Origin of the sequence: Bdellovibrio sp. SKB1291214, from assembly GCF_002209355.2 — a bacterium.
In the GTDB taxonomy this organism is placed as follows: Bacteria; Bdellovibrionota; Bdellovibrionia; order Bdellovibrionales; family Bdellovibrionaceae; genus Bdellovibrio.
In genome coordinates, this window is sequence record NZ_CP106855.1 from 2756939 (window position 1) to 2772300 (window position 15362).

Annotated in this window: 17 protein-coding genes; 9 read left to right on the forward strand and 8 right to left on the reverse strand. The window is 43.3% G+C overall.

Going from position 1 to position 15362, the window contains the following annotated elements; all coding sequences use genetic code 11:
• Positions 1-61: 61 nt before the first annotated feature.
• On the reverse strand, positions 62-256 hold the full coding sequence (locus B9G69_RS13645; RefSeq protein ID WP_265437789.1) for a hypothetical protein: 195 nt from the start codon (positions 254-256) through the stop codon (positions 62-64).
• 132 nt (positions 257-388) lie between these two features.
• Positions 389-652, reverse strand: coding sequence for a hypothetical protein (locus B9G69_RS13650; protein ID WP_088614576.1), 264 nt, complete (start codon positions 650-652; stop codon positions 389-391).
• Positions 653-874: 222 nt separating this feature from the next.
• Between B9G69_RS13650 and B9G69_RS13655 the strand changes: the two genes are divergently transcribed.
• From B9G69_RS13655 to B9G69_RS13665, 3 genes are read left to right on the forward strand one after another with little or no spacing between them, the layout of a single operon-like run.
• The gene (locus B9G69_RS13655; protein WP_088614578.1) at positions 875-1678 is read left to right on the forward strand and encodes a phosphatase domain-containing protein; all 804 of its coding nucleotides are present in this window, start codon (positions 875-877) and stop codon (positions 1676-1678) included.
• Positions 1678-2490: a hypothetical protein gene (locus B9G69_RS13660; RefSeq protein WP_088614579.1), complete on the forward strand. Its 813-nt coding sequence runs from the start codon at positions 1678-1680 to the stop codon at positions 2488-2490. Before B9G69_RS13655 ends, B9G69_RS13660 begins: the two co-directional genes overlap by 1 nt.
• Before the next feature lies 1 nt (position 2491).
• Positions 2492-2929, forward strand: coding sequence for a SufE family protein (locus B9G69_RS13665; RefSeq protein ID WP_088614580.1), 438 nt, complete (start codon positions 2492-2494; stop codon positions 2927-2929).
• A gap of 80 nt (positions 2930-3009) precedes the next feature.
• On the opposite strand, the gene B9G69_RS13670 is transcribed toward B9G69_RS13665, so the two are convergent.
• The 3 genes from B9G69_RS13670 to B9G69_RS13680 all read right to left on the reverse strand — a co-directional run bounded on the left by B9G69_RS13670 (position 3010) and on the right by B9G69_RS13680 (position 6565).
• Complete coding sequence (locus tag B9G69_RS13670) at positions 3010-3330, reverse strand: DUF2388 domain-containing protein (RefSeq protein ID WP_088614581.1); 321 nt, start codon at positions 3328-3330, stop codon at positions 3010-3012.
• Positions 3331-3443: 113 nt separating this feature from the next.
• On the reverse strand, positions 3444-4562 hold the full coding sequence (locus tag B9G69_RS13675; RefSeq protein WP_088614582.1) for a hypothetical protein: 1119 nt from the start codon (positions 4560-4562) through the stop codon (positions 3444-3446).
• The gene (locus B9G69_RS13680) at positions 4559-6565 is read right to left on the reverse strand and encodes a serine protease (protein WP_141096880.1); all 2007 of its coding nucleotides are present in this window, start codon (positions 6563-6565) and stop codon (positions 4559-4561) included. Before B9G69_RS13680 ends, B9G69_RS13675 begins: the two co-directional genes overlap by 4 nt.
• Positions 6566-6757: 192 nt before the next feature.
• Here B9G69_RS13680 and B9G69_RS13685 point away from each other — a divergent pair, with 192 nt between their 5' ends.
• The 3 genes from B9G69_RS13685 (at position 6758) to B9G69_RS13695 (ending at position 9887) form a co-directional block, all read left to right on the forward strand.
• The gene (locus tag B9G69_RS13685; protein WP_088614584.1) at positions 6758-7198 is read left to right on the forward strand and encodes a hypothetical protein; all 441 of its coding nucleotides are present in this window, start codon (positions 6758-6760) and stop codon (positions 7196-7198) included.
• 76 nt (positions 7199-7274) lie between these two features.
• Positions 7275-7601 carry a SufE family protein gene (locus B9G69_RS13690; protein ID WP_265437790.1) on the forward strand — a complete coding sequence of 109 codons (327 nt, stop codon included), beginning with the start codon at positions 7275-7277 and terminating at the stop codon, positions 7599-7601.
• Positions 7602-8054: 453 nt separating this feature from the next.
• Positions 8055-9887 carry an amylovoran biosynthesis protein AmsF gene (locus B9G69_RS13695; RefSeq protein WP_088614586.1) on the forward strand — a complete coding sequence of 611 codons (1833 nt, stop codon included), beginning with the start codon at positions 8055-8057 and terminating at the stop codon, positions 9885-9887.
• A gap of 77 nt (positions 9888-9964) precedes the next feature.
• On the opposite strand, the gene B9G69_RS13700 is transcribed toward B9G69_RS13695, so the two are convergent.
• Positions 9965-10231: a hypothetical protein gene (locus B9G69_RS13700; protein WP_088614587.1), complete on the reverse strand. Its 267-nt coding sequence runs from the start codon at positions 10229-10231 to the stop codon at positions 9965-9967.
• 129 nt (positions 10232-10360) lie between these two features.
• A complete protein-coding gene (locus B9G69_RS13705) occupies positions 10361-11062 on the reverse strand; it encodes a YebC/PmpR family DNA-binding transcriptional regulator (protein ID WP_088614588.1) in 702 nt (233 codons plus the stop codon).
• A 64-nt stretch (positions 11063-11126) separates the two neighbouring features.
• Here B9G69_RS13705 and B9G69_RS13710 point away from each other — a divergent pair, with 64 nt between their 5' ends.
• From B9G69_RS13710 to B9G69_RS13720, 3 genes are all read left to right on the forward strand, one after another.
• Positions 11127-11924, forward strand: coding sequence for a DUF455 family protein (locus B9G69_RS13710; RefSeq protein ID WP_088614589.1), 798 nt, complete (start codon positions 11127-11129; stop codon positions 11922-11924).
• 90 nt (positions 11925-12014) lie between these two features.
• Positions 12015-12824, forward strand: coding sequence for a substrate-binding periplasmic protein (locus B9G69_RS13715; RefSeq protein WP_265437791.1), 810 nt, complete (start codon positions 12015-12017; stop codon positions 12822-12824).
• A gap of 69 nt (positions 12825-12893) precedes the next feature.
• Positions 12894-13523, forward strand: a complete 630-nt coding sequence (locus tag B9G69_RS13720; RefSeq protein ID WP_088614591.1) for a hypothetical protein — start codon at positions 12894-12896, stop codon at positions 13521-13523.
• On the opposite strand, the gene B9G69_RS13725 is transcribed toward B9G69_RS13720, so the two are convergent.
• Complete coding sequence (locus tag B9G69_RS13725) at positions 13520-15358, reverse strand: hypothetical protein (RefSeq protein ID WP_217897667.1); 1839 nt, start codon at positions 15356-15358, stop codon at positions 13520-13522. The genes B9G69_RS13720 and B9G69_RS13725 overlap by 4 nt on opposite strands.
• Positions 15359-15362: the final 4 nt, after the last annotated feature.

A 15362-nucleotide genomic window follows, 5' to 3' on the forward strand; every position in this document is an offset into this window, starting at 1 on the left:
CACGTAAGTTGAAGCACGGGAAGAAAGAAAAAACCCACTTTTTAGAGTGGGTTTGAAGAACTTAGTTCGTCGTTTTTTTCTTAGCGCCTGTAATACCAGTGTGGTTGCGCCAGTTGTATGTAGGGTCCGTCTTAGTTCTGTTATGCCAAGCTTCCCATTTTTTCTTAGGAAGTTTGTGGGACACATTGCCCTTTTCATCAAAGATATCTGGGTCTTTACCAGTTAGGAATTCAAGTACGGATTTCATGATACCCATGAGGCGGCTCCTTCAAAATTAATACAGAGCCAGTATAAAGCAGGTCAGCCCACGGGGGAATAGGAAAACCTGCTGCGATGCGGTGTTTAATGGCATAGCAATACTATCTAAAACCTACATTCAATTATTCAATTAAGAGCGTGGGTTGGCGCAAACGTCGATAATATCAAGACCGCGGTCCTCGGAAACTTTACCAGCACCTTTGTAGTGATTAAAGCATTGTTGAGCCGCGACTCTATAGGCGTCGTCATAGCTTGCCGCTTGTTTTTTGATCTCCAGAGTTTCGCCCGAAAGCTTATATTTAAACGTATATTCCTTTTGAACCGCGTCTTTAGAAATCCAAGCGAATGAACTGCAAGAGTAGGCAAGTACGAAGATAGTTAAAAGTGCTTTCATGTAATCCCCTTTTGAAAACGAATTGGTTCGTTATAGATAGGTAAAGCACGGGGCGTGCCATAAATTCTTGCAATGCTCCTAAAAAGTTCTTTGTAAGTCCCTGTAATTGCTGGTCTAATCGGTCTCAATTTGAACCACTCAATATCCCTGTTTGCTTCTGAGACAGGTGACGTGAATGGTGCAACCCCTGTCGAGGGATTAGACAGGTCTGGAGGGGAATCCATGAGAATGTTTCTAAGAAACTCTATAGCTTCTTTCGTTCTGTTATTCGTGAGTTTTGCGGCCTCAGCGCAAACGATTGTGGTAAGCGATATCGACGATACCATCCGGCCTCAATACGTGCAGGACCTTTCAGACTCGGCCAAATATGTCTTCGACAAGGACAGCTTGTTTATGGGTATGAGTGAGCTTTTGAATGTCATTGTTCAAGATAACAACGCGCGTATGTTTTATTTATCCCGTGCCCCTGAGTGGTTGATGGGCAATACGCACCGAGAAGCCCTAGAACGCGGCAAATTCCCTTATGGGGTCTATTTCCCCCGTACGGTCTATTCCAAGGATGAGCACAAGATTAAGACTCTTCAAGAAATCATCGACAAAGTGAAACCCGCCGACGTGATCTTGCTTGGGGATAACGGCGAGGTGGATGCTTCGGTTTACAACTATATCTCAAACATGTACCCGGGAATCCGTTTCCATCAGTTCATTCGTGATGCCTACAATACGCCCGCTCACGGTGGTGAGGGTTCCTCGATTTACCCTGGGCAGCAGTTCTTCGTGACGCCGATTGAGGTTGCTCTTGAGTTGCAGAGACAGGGATTTTTGAAAAATTCTTCAGTCCGTCTCTTAGTTGATTACCTTGTACCGCTAATTGTGGCAGAAAAGGGGAAACCTAAGCGAGGAGTGATGGCCTTCCCCTACTTTGTGGAATGCCGCGATTTCAACTGGTCATGGGATCAGGAGATTTCGGTCTATCCTTTGCTTGATAAACTCAAAGCGAAGATCGAAAAACGCTGCTCGAAATAATGATTTTAAAATACCAGCTCCCGCAAGTTTATCAAAAGCTACTTCCCCGCGAAGTCCTGGAATTCGAGCCCCGGGAAACAAAAGCAACCTGTGATACTTGCGCGATGTCTCGTCCTCGCGAAAAGGGTAAAATCCATTATCGCGAGGATTTGAAATGCTGCACATTTCACCCGTTTATTCCAAATTTCATGGTGGGCGCTATTTTTAATGATCCTACAGCGACCGAAGCTCATCGTATTTTTCGCTCTAAAATGGCCAACCGCGAATACGCTTTGCCGATCGGTATGGTGGCTCCCGTAAAGTTCCAGGTTGCTTTCAATAACCGCGAGGAGGGCGACTTTGGTCAACGTGAAGAGTGGCTTTGCCCGTACTATAATAAAGAAAAATCGAATTGCAACGTATGGAGAAACCGCGGTGTGGTTTGCACAACATTTTTCTGCAAAAGCTCTTACGGCGATCGAGGTATTGAGTTCTGGGATCATCTGAATAATTATCTGTGGTACGTGGAACTAGCGTTGTTAGAAGAAGCTTTGGTGATGCTTGATTTCTCTCCTCGTCAAACGATGCAGTTGTTGGATTATCACAATCGCACCGATGGTACGGCTGCCGAGAAAAAGTCGTGGAGTATGGACGCTAAGAAGCATAAAGAGCTTTGGAACGGTTATCACGAAGATCAAGAGGGCTTTTACAAAAAATGCTTTGAGATCGTGTCAAACTTAGATAAAAAAGCCTTCCACGAAATGATAGGGGAGCAAGGTCAGTCCTTAGAGGAAACTTTGTTCGAAATCCTGCCAACGTTGAAAGTGATTTAAGATGTCTACAATTCAAGAACGCCAAGCCAAAATCATCTCTGACTTTTCCGCTTTCACGGATTGGGAAGATCGCTACAAGAAAATCATCGAAATGGGTAAAACTCTGCCAGCAATGCCGCAAGAGTTAAAAACTGAACAGAATATCGTTAAGGGTTGTCAGTCTCAGGTATGGCTTCACGCTGCGATGTCTGATGATGGCAAGATGATGTTGGTTGGCGATAGCGACGCATTGATCGTTAAAGGCCTTGTGGCGCTGTTGTTGAAGGTCTACTCAGGCTCAACGCCTAATGAAGTTCTAATGACGCCACCGGAGTTTTTAAGAGCTCTGGGGTTTGAGGGGAATCTATCACCAAGTCGCGCGAACGGTCTTCACTCAATGTTAAAGCAAATCAAACTTTACGCGACGGCCTTCGACTATATGTTGAAGCTTAAAAAGTAGTTAGCTACTTCGATACGAAATTCATCAAAGACAAAACTTCGGCTGCTTTATCAAAGCAGCCGTTTTTATTTCCACAAACCCTAAAGATTCAAAATTGCTTCTGCGAGTTCCATATCGGAATTTGATAATTTTGGATTTACTTTTCGAATAAGCTCAAAGGCGCGCAGTACTTTAACACCGCGAATTTGGCCTTCGGAGGCTAGGAATATAGCTGCATCATCTTTTGAATCAATTAAGACCTTATATGCTTGTGAATTCAAACTATCTGCAGTTGTGATAAACGGTCCAGAAACTGTCAGTAGCGGTGACATTATGATTGCTGCTGAGGCCATCTTAGGATCATTCGCAAAAGAAATAGACGCCGCAAAAATGAAAGAGATCAATAAGGATAATTTTAACATGAGGTTCTCCTTAAGTTTGGTTTAAACTTTAAGGCGCAACTTACAAATAAAACTAACGGAATGGCAGTTACGAATACCTACGGAAATAAATCAGTGATTACGGCAAGTTGAATTTAGTTGCGGATATCCAGTGTTTCTTTCAATGAATACTTCTTTCCATCAAATACAACGAGCTCGCCTAATTTATGATTGATGCGATTTACAAGGCGATAAAATCGAGATTCAAGCACTCCGTCTTCGGCATGATCTGGCCAAAGTGATTCGCAAAGCATATTGCGATTTTTAGGACCGTTCTTAAGGATCTTTAAGAGCTGGCCTTCAAGGGAGTTAATTTTAATTCGGCCCTTAAGTGTTCCTGATTTATCGTAAATCATTCCCGACCTAGCAATGAAGCGCCACGATTTGGACTCATTCTTTTTAAGTGAATTTCCAGAGTACTTGCGAAACCTTTTGAGCCAATATGGATTAATATTATCAAAAGCAGAAAGATCCAAATGTCTGGCAAAGATTTTACTTTGGATGTAGCTCAAAGGAAAGGCGACGCGGCTATCTACCTCCGCAGGAATTTTGGAGATAACATCCTTCGCTAACTTTATTTTACCGATCTCTATCAAACAATCTGCCAGATGAATATATGCTAGATGCAAATCAGAAAGAACACCCAGCTTTGCAAATAGATCTGCAGCAGCTTGCGCTTGCTTCTCTGCTTTTATGAAATTCTCGTTGTCGAAACATATATTCGATAACTGGCGCAAGCAAAGTGCTTGCACACGTAAAACATGATGATCAAGAGCTTCCTGATGAAGCGTCTCAAAATCACCAGATAAGTCCTCTGAAGAAAGAAATGCTTTTGCCAGGATATAGTTAAATCGCGCAAGCAGCGCTTTATCGTAATTGTCATAAACGGAATGACACTCGCTAGAACTTAAAAACTCTTTTTGCGCATTTTCAAATTCATTCTGGTGCATAAAAAACATTCCGCGAACTGAATGCACGTCACCTTTAAGGTCAGGTGAAACAATGCCGTTGCAAGAAAGAGTGGAAACATCTATCGCTTCGGAGTTGTTTTTAAGTGCCAGTCTGAAACTGAGAGCTTTTTGCTCCATCATGGTTTCAAAACTAACGGAGGCCGCAGAGCGAATAGATTTAATATAATCAAGAACAGATTGATTATGACCTGACATCATCTCGTTCAGAGCTGAGTTATAAGAGGCGCCCAATTTTAAGTTCATGGCGCACCCTCGTAAACTGAGAACTCGTCCAGCCACGGATCCATCTGGTGGCCTTGAAGGCAATCTTCAGAGATAGACAAGATATCAAGTCGAAATAGTCGGTCTTTGGAATCTAGATTAATTTCAGCCTTGATCTTTTCATCATTGATGTGAAGCTTCCACGGATTCGCGACAATCAGGTTGTTCTTTGAAAGATCGATGATGCATTTACCGCCGATATTGACCTGACCCTTGAATGATTTAGCAGACTTATAATCAATGTTTAATTGAACATTGGGGAGGGAAATCAGATTCCCATCATAGCCCATCGAGGTAAAGCCATTTTTAAATTTTAGCTTTTTTGCATCCAAGCTAATGGACATAGTCTTTAGGTCTTGATCGCACTGAATATAGTTTTTCCCAGGCTTGTCAGTCAAAGTGCCGACCGCTTTCGCCACGGCAAAGTGATGCCCTATAACCGCTTTGCTGGCGCCATCGAAATAACGGATTCTTTTATCTGCAAAAAGAGCAGAGCGACAAACAAGGGAAGCCTCTGCATTTTCCACGAAGGAAGCTCCTCTTAAGATCTCGCTTATTCTATCTGATCTTTTTTGGATTGAGCCTTTTCCGATTTCGTAATTAAGATCATTGATGTCTCCGATCTTGTGGCCAAGACCTTTTTGGTCGAAGTAGCCCACAAGTGTTTTGCCATTTAAGATCGTGACACCAGATTGCTTACAAAATTCGTTATTCTTGTAGGCCGCTGTGTAGCCATTAATTTCTTTACCGCTATCATTAAAGATATTAAACTGACTATTTCCAGGGACAAACAGAGCCCCTCCGCTTTCGCCGTAATCTCCACCACCCAGGTTCATCACATCACGGGGAGATATTTTAGGTGTGTCACCGGAAGGTGTGATCGAGCGGTTGTTCTGTTTCACAGCCTTTTCTAATAATTCAGAAAGCAAGACATCGCCTGCGCCATATTTGTAGAATTCTGTCGCTGCATCTGTCGATGTCCATGAGCTAGATTCTTGATAGGATTTGTCACAGGAATCATAAGCGACAAATTTGGATCCATCTGCATTCTTTTGCACCAATATCGGGTGTCGATTTAGCTGACCATTGCTTTGATAATACTCATAACTTAAAGTAGGGCGATCTCCGTCTAATAGGAAAGACTTTTTCAGAGAAACATATCCCCGTATGACGTCGTCGATGGATATCGCAAGGGATCTCATACCAACGTGATCCGTACGTGTGATCATTCCAGCAACGTAATTACCATAATTCATAGCTATATAACCTGGAACACTCGTGCCTTGTGATGGCGTTACAACTAAGGGAACGCCCGAAAGACCTGGATGAATTGCTAGAGTTTCCATCACTAACAAATCAAAAGATCCATAAGGTGCAAAGTTCTTTTTACTCGCAAATCCGGGCAGAGGTGACAAGTCAATCACGGACTGATTGCCTTCGATCATTCGCTTTGTCTCTGTTTCTGAGCCCGCGGTAATATAGGGATAAGACCATCTGTTTTTCGTAGATTTTTCGATCCATGATTTATTCATTAAGAACGAATGATCAGGATAAGCATCTTTGGGGTAATCCTTGCGATCCTTAAACACGATCAGAGGTGCCAGATGATTTGATTTCTGAAGAGTTTTAAATACGGTCCCTTGTTCCTTAAGAATCGCCAAATCCATATTTGGCGATTGGGCCGAAACCTTCGCTGGGACAATAGCATCTGCACATTGAATTAAAATTTGGGTGGCATCAGTAACAACATGGGCGGGCGTGATAACTTCAAGTTGACCTTCTGAAGATTCAACAATCCAGCCTACGCCTGCCTGATAAAAGCTTGTGCCCTGAAACTTAGTCAGAGAATGCACTGTTACCAGTATGCAGACGTCTGGGGATTTTCCCAAAAGTCCCGCGCCAATAACAGGAGTATTGGGTAATGTTTGTGCCCAAGCAGAACTGTCGAATAAACAGACAGTCATGCCTATTAATACACTGATCATGAGTTTAAAAATGCGCTTGTTAGAGTTAAAGATCATGGGCGCTAGTTAGCAATTCCGATGCCAGTAAATTCTTATATAATTTACAAATATATGTAACCACTGGGCTTTCTTCGTATGTATTCGTCCCTACTTTTACTTCTCTTTCGGTCGTAATTTGTGCGTGCTACATTCACTCAAACAAAAGGAAATGCTATGAAGAAGTTCTTTATTTTAAAAACATTTATCTCGGGTTTTTTGTCTCTGTCACTTTTTTCAAGTGTGGCATTGGCTGAAACTAAAATGAAAATTAAAACTCCCGCAGCCGATGCGAAAAAACTAACGTTTTGTTTTAGTAAATACGAACCAGGTCCTGTTGTTAATTTCGTAAACGATAAAATGATCAAAATTATTTACGGCGACACGAAAGCTGATTTGAAAGTTCTTTCGAAAAAAACTCGAACAAGTACGCCTGAAGTAGGAATCAAAGTCGATATCGTAGAATATAAAGTTCTTGATCTTGCAGAAAAAGTTAAGTGGCTTATGAAAATCAGCTCGTACAAGCAAGACAAGCAGCTCTTCATTACCATTTTCGGTGAACAACAATTCTTTGGAAGTCTTTCAGGCTGCTCATCCCTAACGAGAATCGACGAATAGGTGAGTGCCATGAAATTAAATCTTCTGGCTTGTCTTTCAGCTGTATTTCTTGCCGGGCCAGATGCTGCTGCCAGCAATGCCGGAAGAGTTAAAAACTGAACAGAATATCGTTAAGGGTTGTCAGTCTCAGGTATGGCTTCACGCTGCGATGTCTGACGATGGCAAGATGATGTTGGTTGGCGATAGCGACGCATTGATTGTTAAAGGCCTTGTGGCGCTGTTGTTAAAGGTCTACTCAGGCTCAACGCCTAATGAGGTTTTGATGACGCCGCCGGAGTTTTTAAGAGCTCTAGGCTTTGAGGGGAATTTGTCGCCAAGTCGCGCGAATGGTCTTCACTCGATGTTAAAGCAAATCAAACTCTACGCGACGGCTTTTGATTATATGTTGAAGCTTAAGAAGTAGTTAGTTACTTCGATACAAAGTTCATTAAAAAACAGTACGGCTGCTCTCTCAAAGCGGCCGTTTTTGCTTCCACCGAAATTGTATCGAAAAGAGAATTCATCCTTTATCCGCATAAAAAATAGTAAACCTGGATTTTTTATTTACGAAATAACTCGTTTGTTTGTCTTAATATCGAACAGACTACAGAGTGCAAAATCGAAGTCAAAGTGCTTGATACCTCCGCATAAGAACGGCATTCCAAGTAGGCGTTGTTCCTCGATATTTCCCCCTATTCACGATTAAAAAAAATCCCTCAGCGAATTCTGTTGGATCGCTTTGTTTGTCACAAAGATCTTCAATTTCTCTAACCTCTTGATTGCTTGGTCGTGCTGCTGGACCATAAGTATGGTGAAGATCAGTTCAATCTGATCGGGGTGAGTTTTTTTGTAGCCTCTATTTACAAAAGGATGATCAATGAAAAGAAGACAAGTTTTGCAATCCGCTGCCTCCTCTTTTGTCGCTGCTCTTTCTGTCGGTGCTATTTCCAACCGTGCGGAAGCAGCTGCTTTGCCAGCAAGTTATGCCCAGGGGGATATCGGGTCTGTCATTGAGTTGCGTTCTACACGCCCTTCTGTTAATGGCGCTAAGATGACAGTAAGAAGTTACCATTCAGGTCTTAACGTTGGTGGTGGCGACTTTATCGGTTACTTGTCGAGTGGAACAGATGATGGCGGGACTGTCTTTGCCGGCAATGGTTACCATTGGCGTCGCGTGATCACTGATCCCAACAGTCTGACAATAGTTGATTTCGGTGCTAAACCCGACGGTAAAACGGATTCAGCAGCTGCGATGAAAGCGATGTTTGCTTGGTCGCAAGCGAACTATCCGACCATTGGTATTCAGTTACCTGGGGGTAAATTCTTCGTATCTCAGGTGGATATGGGAACGGCCGAGTTGCCATTCTTCCGTGTTGCGGGGGGGGCGGTAAATTTCGGTTACTTCCCGTCGACTAATTTGGTCTCGGATGGGCAGAAAAGTCCTTTGTTTAAAGTAGTTGCACGCAGAGCCGAGATTTCAAATCTGGTCTTTAATGGACAGACTAATGTAAAAACAAATTACCAAGGGTTCTTTACGAATACTTGTACTGGCGGTCAGTTTTTCCGCGGGGCATGTTTACGCTTTCAATATGTCGGTGGTGCTTCTTTAAGTCTTTTAGACACACTAGATTGCAAAATTGACCAATTTTATGCCAATAACTGTACGAATGATATTGTTAGAGCTGGTTGGTCTGGTAGAGCAGCCGGAGTTTGGGATCACAGCACGGCGATTGAGCTTTCCAACTTCAATATTCAAAATTGTAAAAGCGGAAAAGTATTTAACTTGCCTCGCTGTACTCAGTCGATCATGCATAACGGGTGGATCGAGCACTGTACTAATCCAGGAGATATCTCTAACGGACAATGGATTCTCGATGCATTAAGTCTTGAAGACTGTACGAACCCGTTGAACGCGCGTTACTCTCGCTTGAATCAGCGTCAGACTAATTTGCAATCTGGAAGCTCGATTGACAATTCAAACACCGGCACAGACCCTAGCCGCTGGCTGAGTGCATGGGAGATGGGTTCAACGAGAATTGAGTCCTTTGGTTCCGACCTTGGCGGCAGTTTGAGATACGGTCACATCAATTCGCAGTACAGGCTGAGCAACAATGTCGGTACGGCGGAATGGTTTGAGTTAGGCAATTTCTTTACTCCTACTATGGGGGACAACTGGGAAATCGAATTATTTGGTCAAACACAGTATAATGCCGGTAGCACTAATCAGCCTTTAACGAATCTGATTAGCGGGAAAACCACTGGGGGAAAAGCTACAATTCATTTGCAACGCAAAGGGGATAACAAGGCTGAAGCGACTTGGTTTGGAGAAGGCAGTTGTCCTGTGTTAGCTGTGCGAATTGAGCCACGGTCCGCTACAGATACTAAAGTATTCGTTAAGATTAATAACTGGACGCCAACGATTATCGTACTTTTGAAAAGTAACGGTAAGGATCGCTTTCTGGCAGGGCAGTGCTTACGTTTCGACCCCGTGATGGAGAAGGGAGCACCAGGTAGTGCCACTGAAAATGCTCCAGCGCGCTTCAGTCTGCACAATGGACAAGCCGGAATCGGTGGTAATGAGGAGGGTGACTTGTTGCTTGCTACACGACTTGTAGCCGCTTCTTCCGTCGACACTTCAAAAGCCAAAGGTTATATCCATGTGGTGATTAACGGTGAAACGGTTGCAATGCCGTATTTTAATATCAAGTAATCGGGTATTAGTCGCTACAAATAAAAAAAGGCAGGAGATGTGATCCTGCCTTTTTTCTTTTCTCGTTCGGAAAGAAGCTATTTTTTCTTTTCTTCTTTTTTCATTTTGCAAGCTTCGATATCAGAAGTAGCAACAGTTACGCCAGCAACTGATTTGCCTTCCATCACTGGATCAACACAGTCTTTCCAAAGACCTTTTTTATCTTTGTGAGCTCCTTGTTTAAAGCCCGCAGCTTCGCAAGCCGCTTTTACTTTTGCACAAGGATGATCTTTGCCACCGTGACCATCGTTCGCGAATGCAGAAACAGAACCCATAAGTACAAGAGCCATAACTAGAGATTTCATGATTCCTCCTGGAAATCTTTGTTGATTTAATGCTACCGAATTAATCGCACTTCGTGTGACGAAGTATCCCATAATAAAAAACCGGAAGATCGCTCTTCCGGTTTGGTGGTTTCGGTCGTGTAAAAACAACTAGATAGTTGCATGCACTCTATGAGTGTCATCCATATCATCTAGGTAGTTCAAAAATTTTTCAACGTCTTTTCTTTGCTCATCAGAAAGTTCCGTGATGTTTTTCGCTTTGTATGAAAGCTCGGCCTTCGTCACTTTCCAGCCACGTTTTGTCAATGCATCACGAACCGCATCTAGATCTGTGGAACCTGTGAAGAACTCGTAAGAGCCATCATCATTTTTTGAAACTTCGTTGGCACCTGCTTCGATGGCTTCTTCGTCTGGATCGAATGTTCCGGGTTTAGTACCTTCTAACAAACCTACGTGATCAAACATCCAAGCAACGGAGCCTGTTTCACCCATATTGCCTTCATGAGATTTGAAAGCATGGCGCATATCTGGAGCTGTTCTGTGTTTGTTGTCTGTTTGGCATTCGACGATGACGCCAACACCGTGGGGGCCGTAACCTTCGTACATCAACTCTTCGATCACTTTACCGTCATCAAGAAGTCCTGCACCCTTTTTGATCGCGCGATCAATCGTATCGTTCGGGCATGATTCTTTTTTAGCGGCTTCAATCGCCATACGAAGACGTGCGTTTGCTGCCGGATCAGGGCCTCCCACTTTCGCCGCGACTTGAATCTCGCGCGCGAGCTTTGTGAATATTTGACCCTTTTGTTGGGCTTTCTCTACTTTACCTGCGTTTTTCCATGATTTTCCCATAACGGAATTTCACCAAATCACGAAGTATTTGGCAAGTGGAGGAGCTGCATGTAAAACGCTTCCTATGTTGACCTTTGAAATCGCCGATGTTTGGACCAAAATTGATCAGATTGAGCAGTCTTGTGAGGAAGCCTTCAAGTTAAAGACTCCTTATTTGGCTCCCAAGGATCCGAATCGCGATATTGACTTGCTGCATCCAAAATATCATCCACCTAAAAAAGGTTTTTCTACCATCGAAGGCCAAGCGCGCATGCTACATGATTTGGCTAGTATCGAACTTCAGGCCATGGAGTTAGGGGTCAGAACTTTATCTGAGTTCCCGGATGCTCCTGAGGGCTTCAAAGAGGAATTGGTCGCAGTGACGGTGTCCGAAGCTCAACATCTACGCATGTGTCTTGAGGGGATCGAAAAGCTGGGTTTTAAGTGGGGTGACTGGCCTGTGCACGCAGCGCTTTGGTATGCCGTGGCTCCTGAAGATACCTTGTTGGATCGGATCTTGATCGTGCATCGTTATTTGGAAGGCAGTGGTCTTGATGCTGGTGACACCTTGATTCGTCGCTTAGAGGGCACTTCTGGAAAAGAAACAATTCAAAAGATTGTGAAGCAGATTAACTTTGAGGAAATTGGTCACGTCGATTTTGGTTCTCGTTGGTATCGCGAAATATGCCGTCAGGAAAAAATTGATCACACACTGGATTTCCCAAAACGTATGGACGATCTTCGTTATCGCCTCCCAAAACGTGTCGAACCCATCAATCGCATCTTGCGTGGTAAAGCTGGATTTACTGATGAAGAAATCCAGTATTATGAAAACCTTCGCTTAGATTTTATCAATCCTCTTTCGTCTATATCTCAAAAGTAACAACAATCCTTTCGTGAGGAAACACTTTCGGCTGGACTCGGAATCGACTGTTCTTTGACTTCCTTGTCCACCGTTGGATACGCTACCAACATGTTTCTGATTCAAGCTTTGTTAGTGATCTTTACGGTTCCAAGCGTACAAGCGCAGGACTCGCTGTTACCCAGTGATACAAGTTGTGAGAAACGTTATGTGGTCGCCTTTCAAGACGATCCACCTGGATTCTTTGTTGATGGCAACAATAAAAAAAATGGCACTGCTTACGAGCTCTTGATGGAAGTCGTTCGTCGTTTGGGCTGTAAGTCGACAGAGCAAGTGACGTCCTATCTGACTTTGCGAGAAAACTTTATTAGAAATAAATCAGATATCTATGCCCTGACTTCCCAGGATCCTGAAATGGATAAGGTCGCTGAATTTGTGGAGATGTTTAGTTTTCCGCGAATGATGGTTGTAAGCAGAAAGTTTTCTAGTTCCAAAGATACGATCCCAGAAGTTCTAAAGAATCCAAAAATCACTGTCGGGAATGTTTTGGGTGGACGATTATTTATTCAAGAATCTGAACAGGTTGAGTTGATAACAGCGCACCGTCTGCGTGACTTCCCTGGACCTACTGGAGTATTTAAAGCCCTTTTGGAGGGACGAATTCAAGCGACTTTTAGTTCGCCCGCGTTTACCAATTACTTTATAACTCGGCAAAGTAAAATGGATGATTTCCGCTCCATTCCCGACAAAAGTGGCAAGGTCTACAGTGGGGGATTTTATCTCTCTAAAAAGCGGTTAACGGACGCAGAACGTGAAAAAATCCGTAAAGCCATCCTAGAGATTCGCGCTGATGGAACGTTGGCGCGTCTGTATAAGAAGTATGTTAACGAAGAAGATCTGAAGTATTATCTGCCTCAATAAAAAACATATTAGCATTTAATGATGGTTGTTTCATCAAGAGACAGGTAACATTTTGTTATTGGAGAAATCATGAGGCTGTCATCGCTTGCGATATACATCGTTATCTTGTTTTCATTCGCGGCCAGCGCGAAAGAACAAGAACGTGCTTCGCTTGAGGTTGACGATAAAATGTTCTTAGGCGACGTCGTCGTTAAAAAAGGCACCCTTAAAAAAGACCAGCTTGAAGTTCGTGGTTTCAAGATCCAAGAATCATCTGTCGACGAAGTCGCAAAAAAGTATAAAGCCAAAGTTTACGAAACCGGCGAGGGTGATGACGCTCTTTACCTGGTTTGTTTGATTGGTAGCGATAATGCCATCCTCGAGTACACTTCGGGTGAGATGGGTGGAACGGAAAATACCCTTTTGACCGTCAGCCTTCATAAGAACACGGTCAAATACACCTATAAAAAACATTGCACGAAGGTGGATAAAGCTTTCATGAAGCAACGAGTGGCCGGCTTGAAGATCGGCATGAAAGAAGATGCCATCGTTAAGCATCTCGGCGAACCAAGTAAAAAGACGCCTACGATGGTTCTTTATTATTACGAAGATAAGAAAAAGATCAAGGGTGTGGACTTTCAGATCAATTCCGTAATCCACACTCGACTGTCTAACGGAAAAATCATTTCGATCTCCGTTACTCAGGTAATGAATTATTAGTAGCCGTACATATCACGATTTGTGCAATTCCAGATGTTCTTCATCTGATTGCCGCGAATTTTAAAAGTCTCTGCTGATAAGTAACATTCAGGGCGAGAGTTTAACAAGCGTTGCTTGTTGTTGCTCCAACAGTACCAGCGCATGTCATCGGCGTTTTCCGGATCAGGATTGCGATTTGCGAAGTAGTCACAGACGTCCGGAGACAGGTCCATTTTATTATCAGTCAAGCAGCCCCATTCTTTGCCAAGACTGTATTCGCTTCTGGATTCTGCATTAAACACGCAGGCTGGCAGTCCTGGAGCATTTAAAAGCGAGAATTTGTACTGGCTTAAGATATTGCGGGCACTGATGAAGATGCGAGCTCTTAAAAGTGGATCTGCTGTTCTGATTGTTACTTCCAAGAACTTCATATCTTCTTGGTTCCAGAATTTTCTCATTATATACAATGCGATGGTTCTTTCGTGCTCTTTGTCTGGCATCGCGATTTTGCTAAGCAAAAAATCTCTCATATCGTTATTGATTTTATCATAACAGCTCAAGGATAACATAAAGTACGGAGATCGTTTTGTAAGATCCTGCAAGCGCATGAATGTCATGTTTTGAAAGCCTGGTTCTTCACGGATAATACCGCAGATCTGACGAATCTTTGCGTAAGTCATGTTCTGATCATAGGCTTGGTCCAACAACATACGAACTTGCATATCGCGAGAAAATGAATCGATTATTCCCAAACTTGAACTCACTCGCATCACATCATGTTGAATTGTAACTAGCTGGCTATTCTTGTTTTTAATCTTATTCAAAGACTGAGTGATAATATCTTTTGTGGTTTTATCGATTTGCCCAGCGATGTTGTCGCCAAATGATAGCTGACTTGCCAAGGAATCAAAGTACGAGACGACTTTGTTTTCTTGAGCGATTTGTTTCACGGCCTGAATTTGAGTGTTTTTGTCATTGGAGCGAAGCGCGCAGTACAAGCCGCGAGCATCAGCCGGAACTGTTTTCGCTGGATTTGTTTCGCGGAAAGACTGCCCTGTGAAGGCCGCTTTGATTTTAGTATTTGGAGCGTCCGACAAACCTTCTAAGTGAGTGTTGTAATTCCCAACGCTTTTTAGATAACGATTCAAAATAGGAGCTGCATATTTACCTAGGGGGCCTGTACTGAAGAATCCGTAAATTTTTGGGGTATTAGGGAAGATAGAGGCAAAGCGTTTTTCAAGGCTGAAGCCTTGTTGTGAATAGCGAGACGCCACAACCTGCTCCGCAAGGTCTAAAGGAATACCGTCGTTCAATAAAACATTCGTATACTGTTCAATCGTGCGGTGATCAGGGCTTTGGGAGGCTAGGGTATTGCAACCCATCAGGAAGACTTCTTTAGGATTTTTCAAAATGCCTGGGCAAGAGTTATCACAGCTCGCTTTTTCCATTTGAGCCATGTCGATCGTTTGCGAAGTGCCTTCGCCAAAGAACAAACCGCCAAAGTGACCAGAGATCAGAAGCACATCACATTGAATGCCACTTTTACAAGCCTGTTGGAACCAACGGGGGTCCTTGTTTTGAGGAACAAGTTCGATAAAGTTAAAACCCTGACTGGTTAAGTTCGCTGCGAAAGTGTTTAGTTCGTCACTGGAGTTTAAGGTCATGCTACAAAACGTTTTCGCCATCACGGGTTGCGAAGCGAAAAGGCCAAGGCCCAGAGCAAGTGCTATAATTTTAGAGAAGTAATGACCTGTCTTCATAATCCACTTATACCCGATAGTTGTTCCACCGCTTACGTTGTTGCAAACTCGATGCTGATCCTGCGGGGAATAAGTTGGAATTGGCTGTATCTTCACTGTC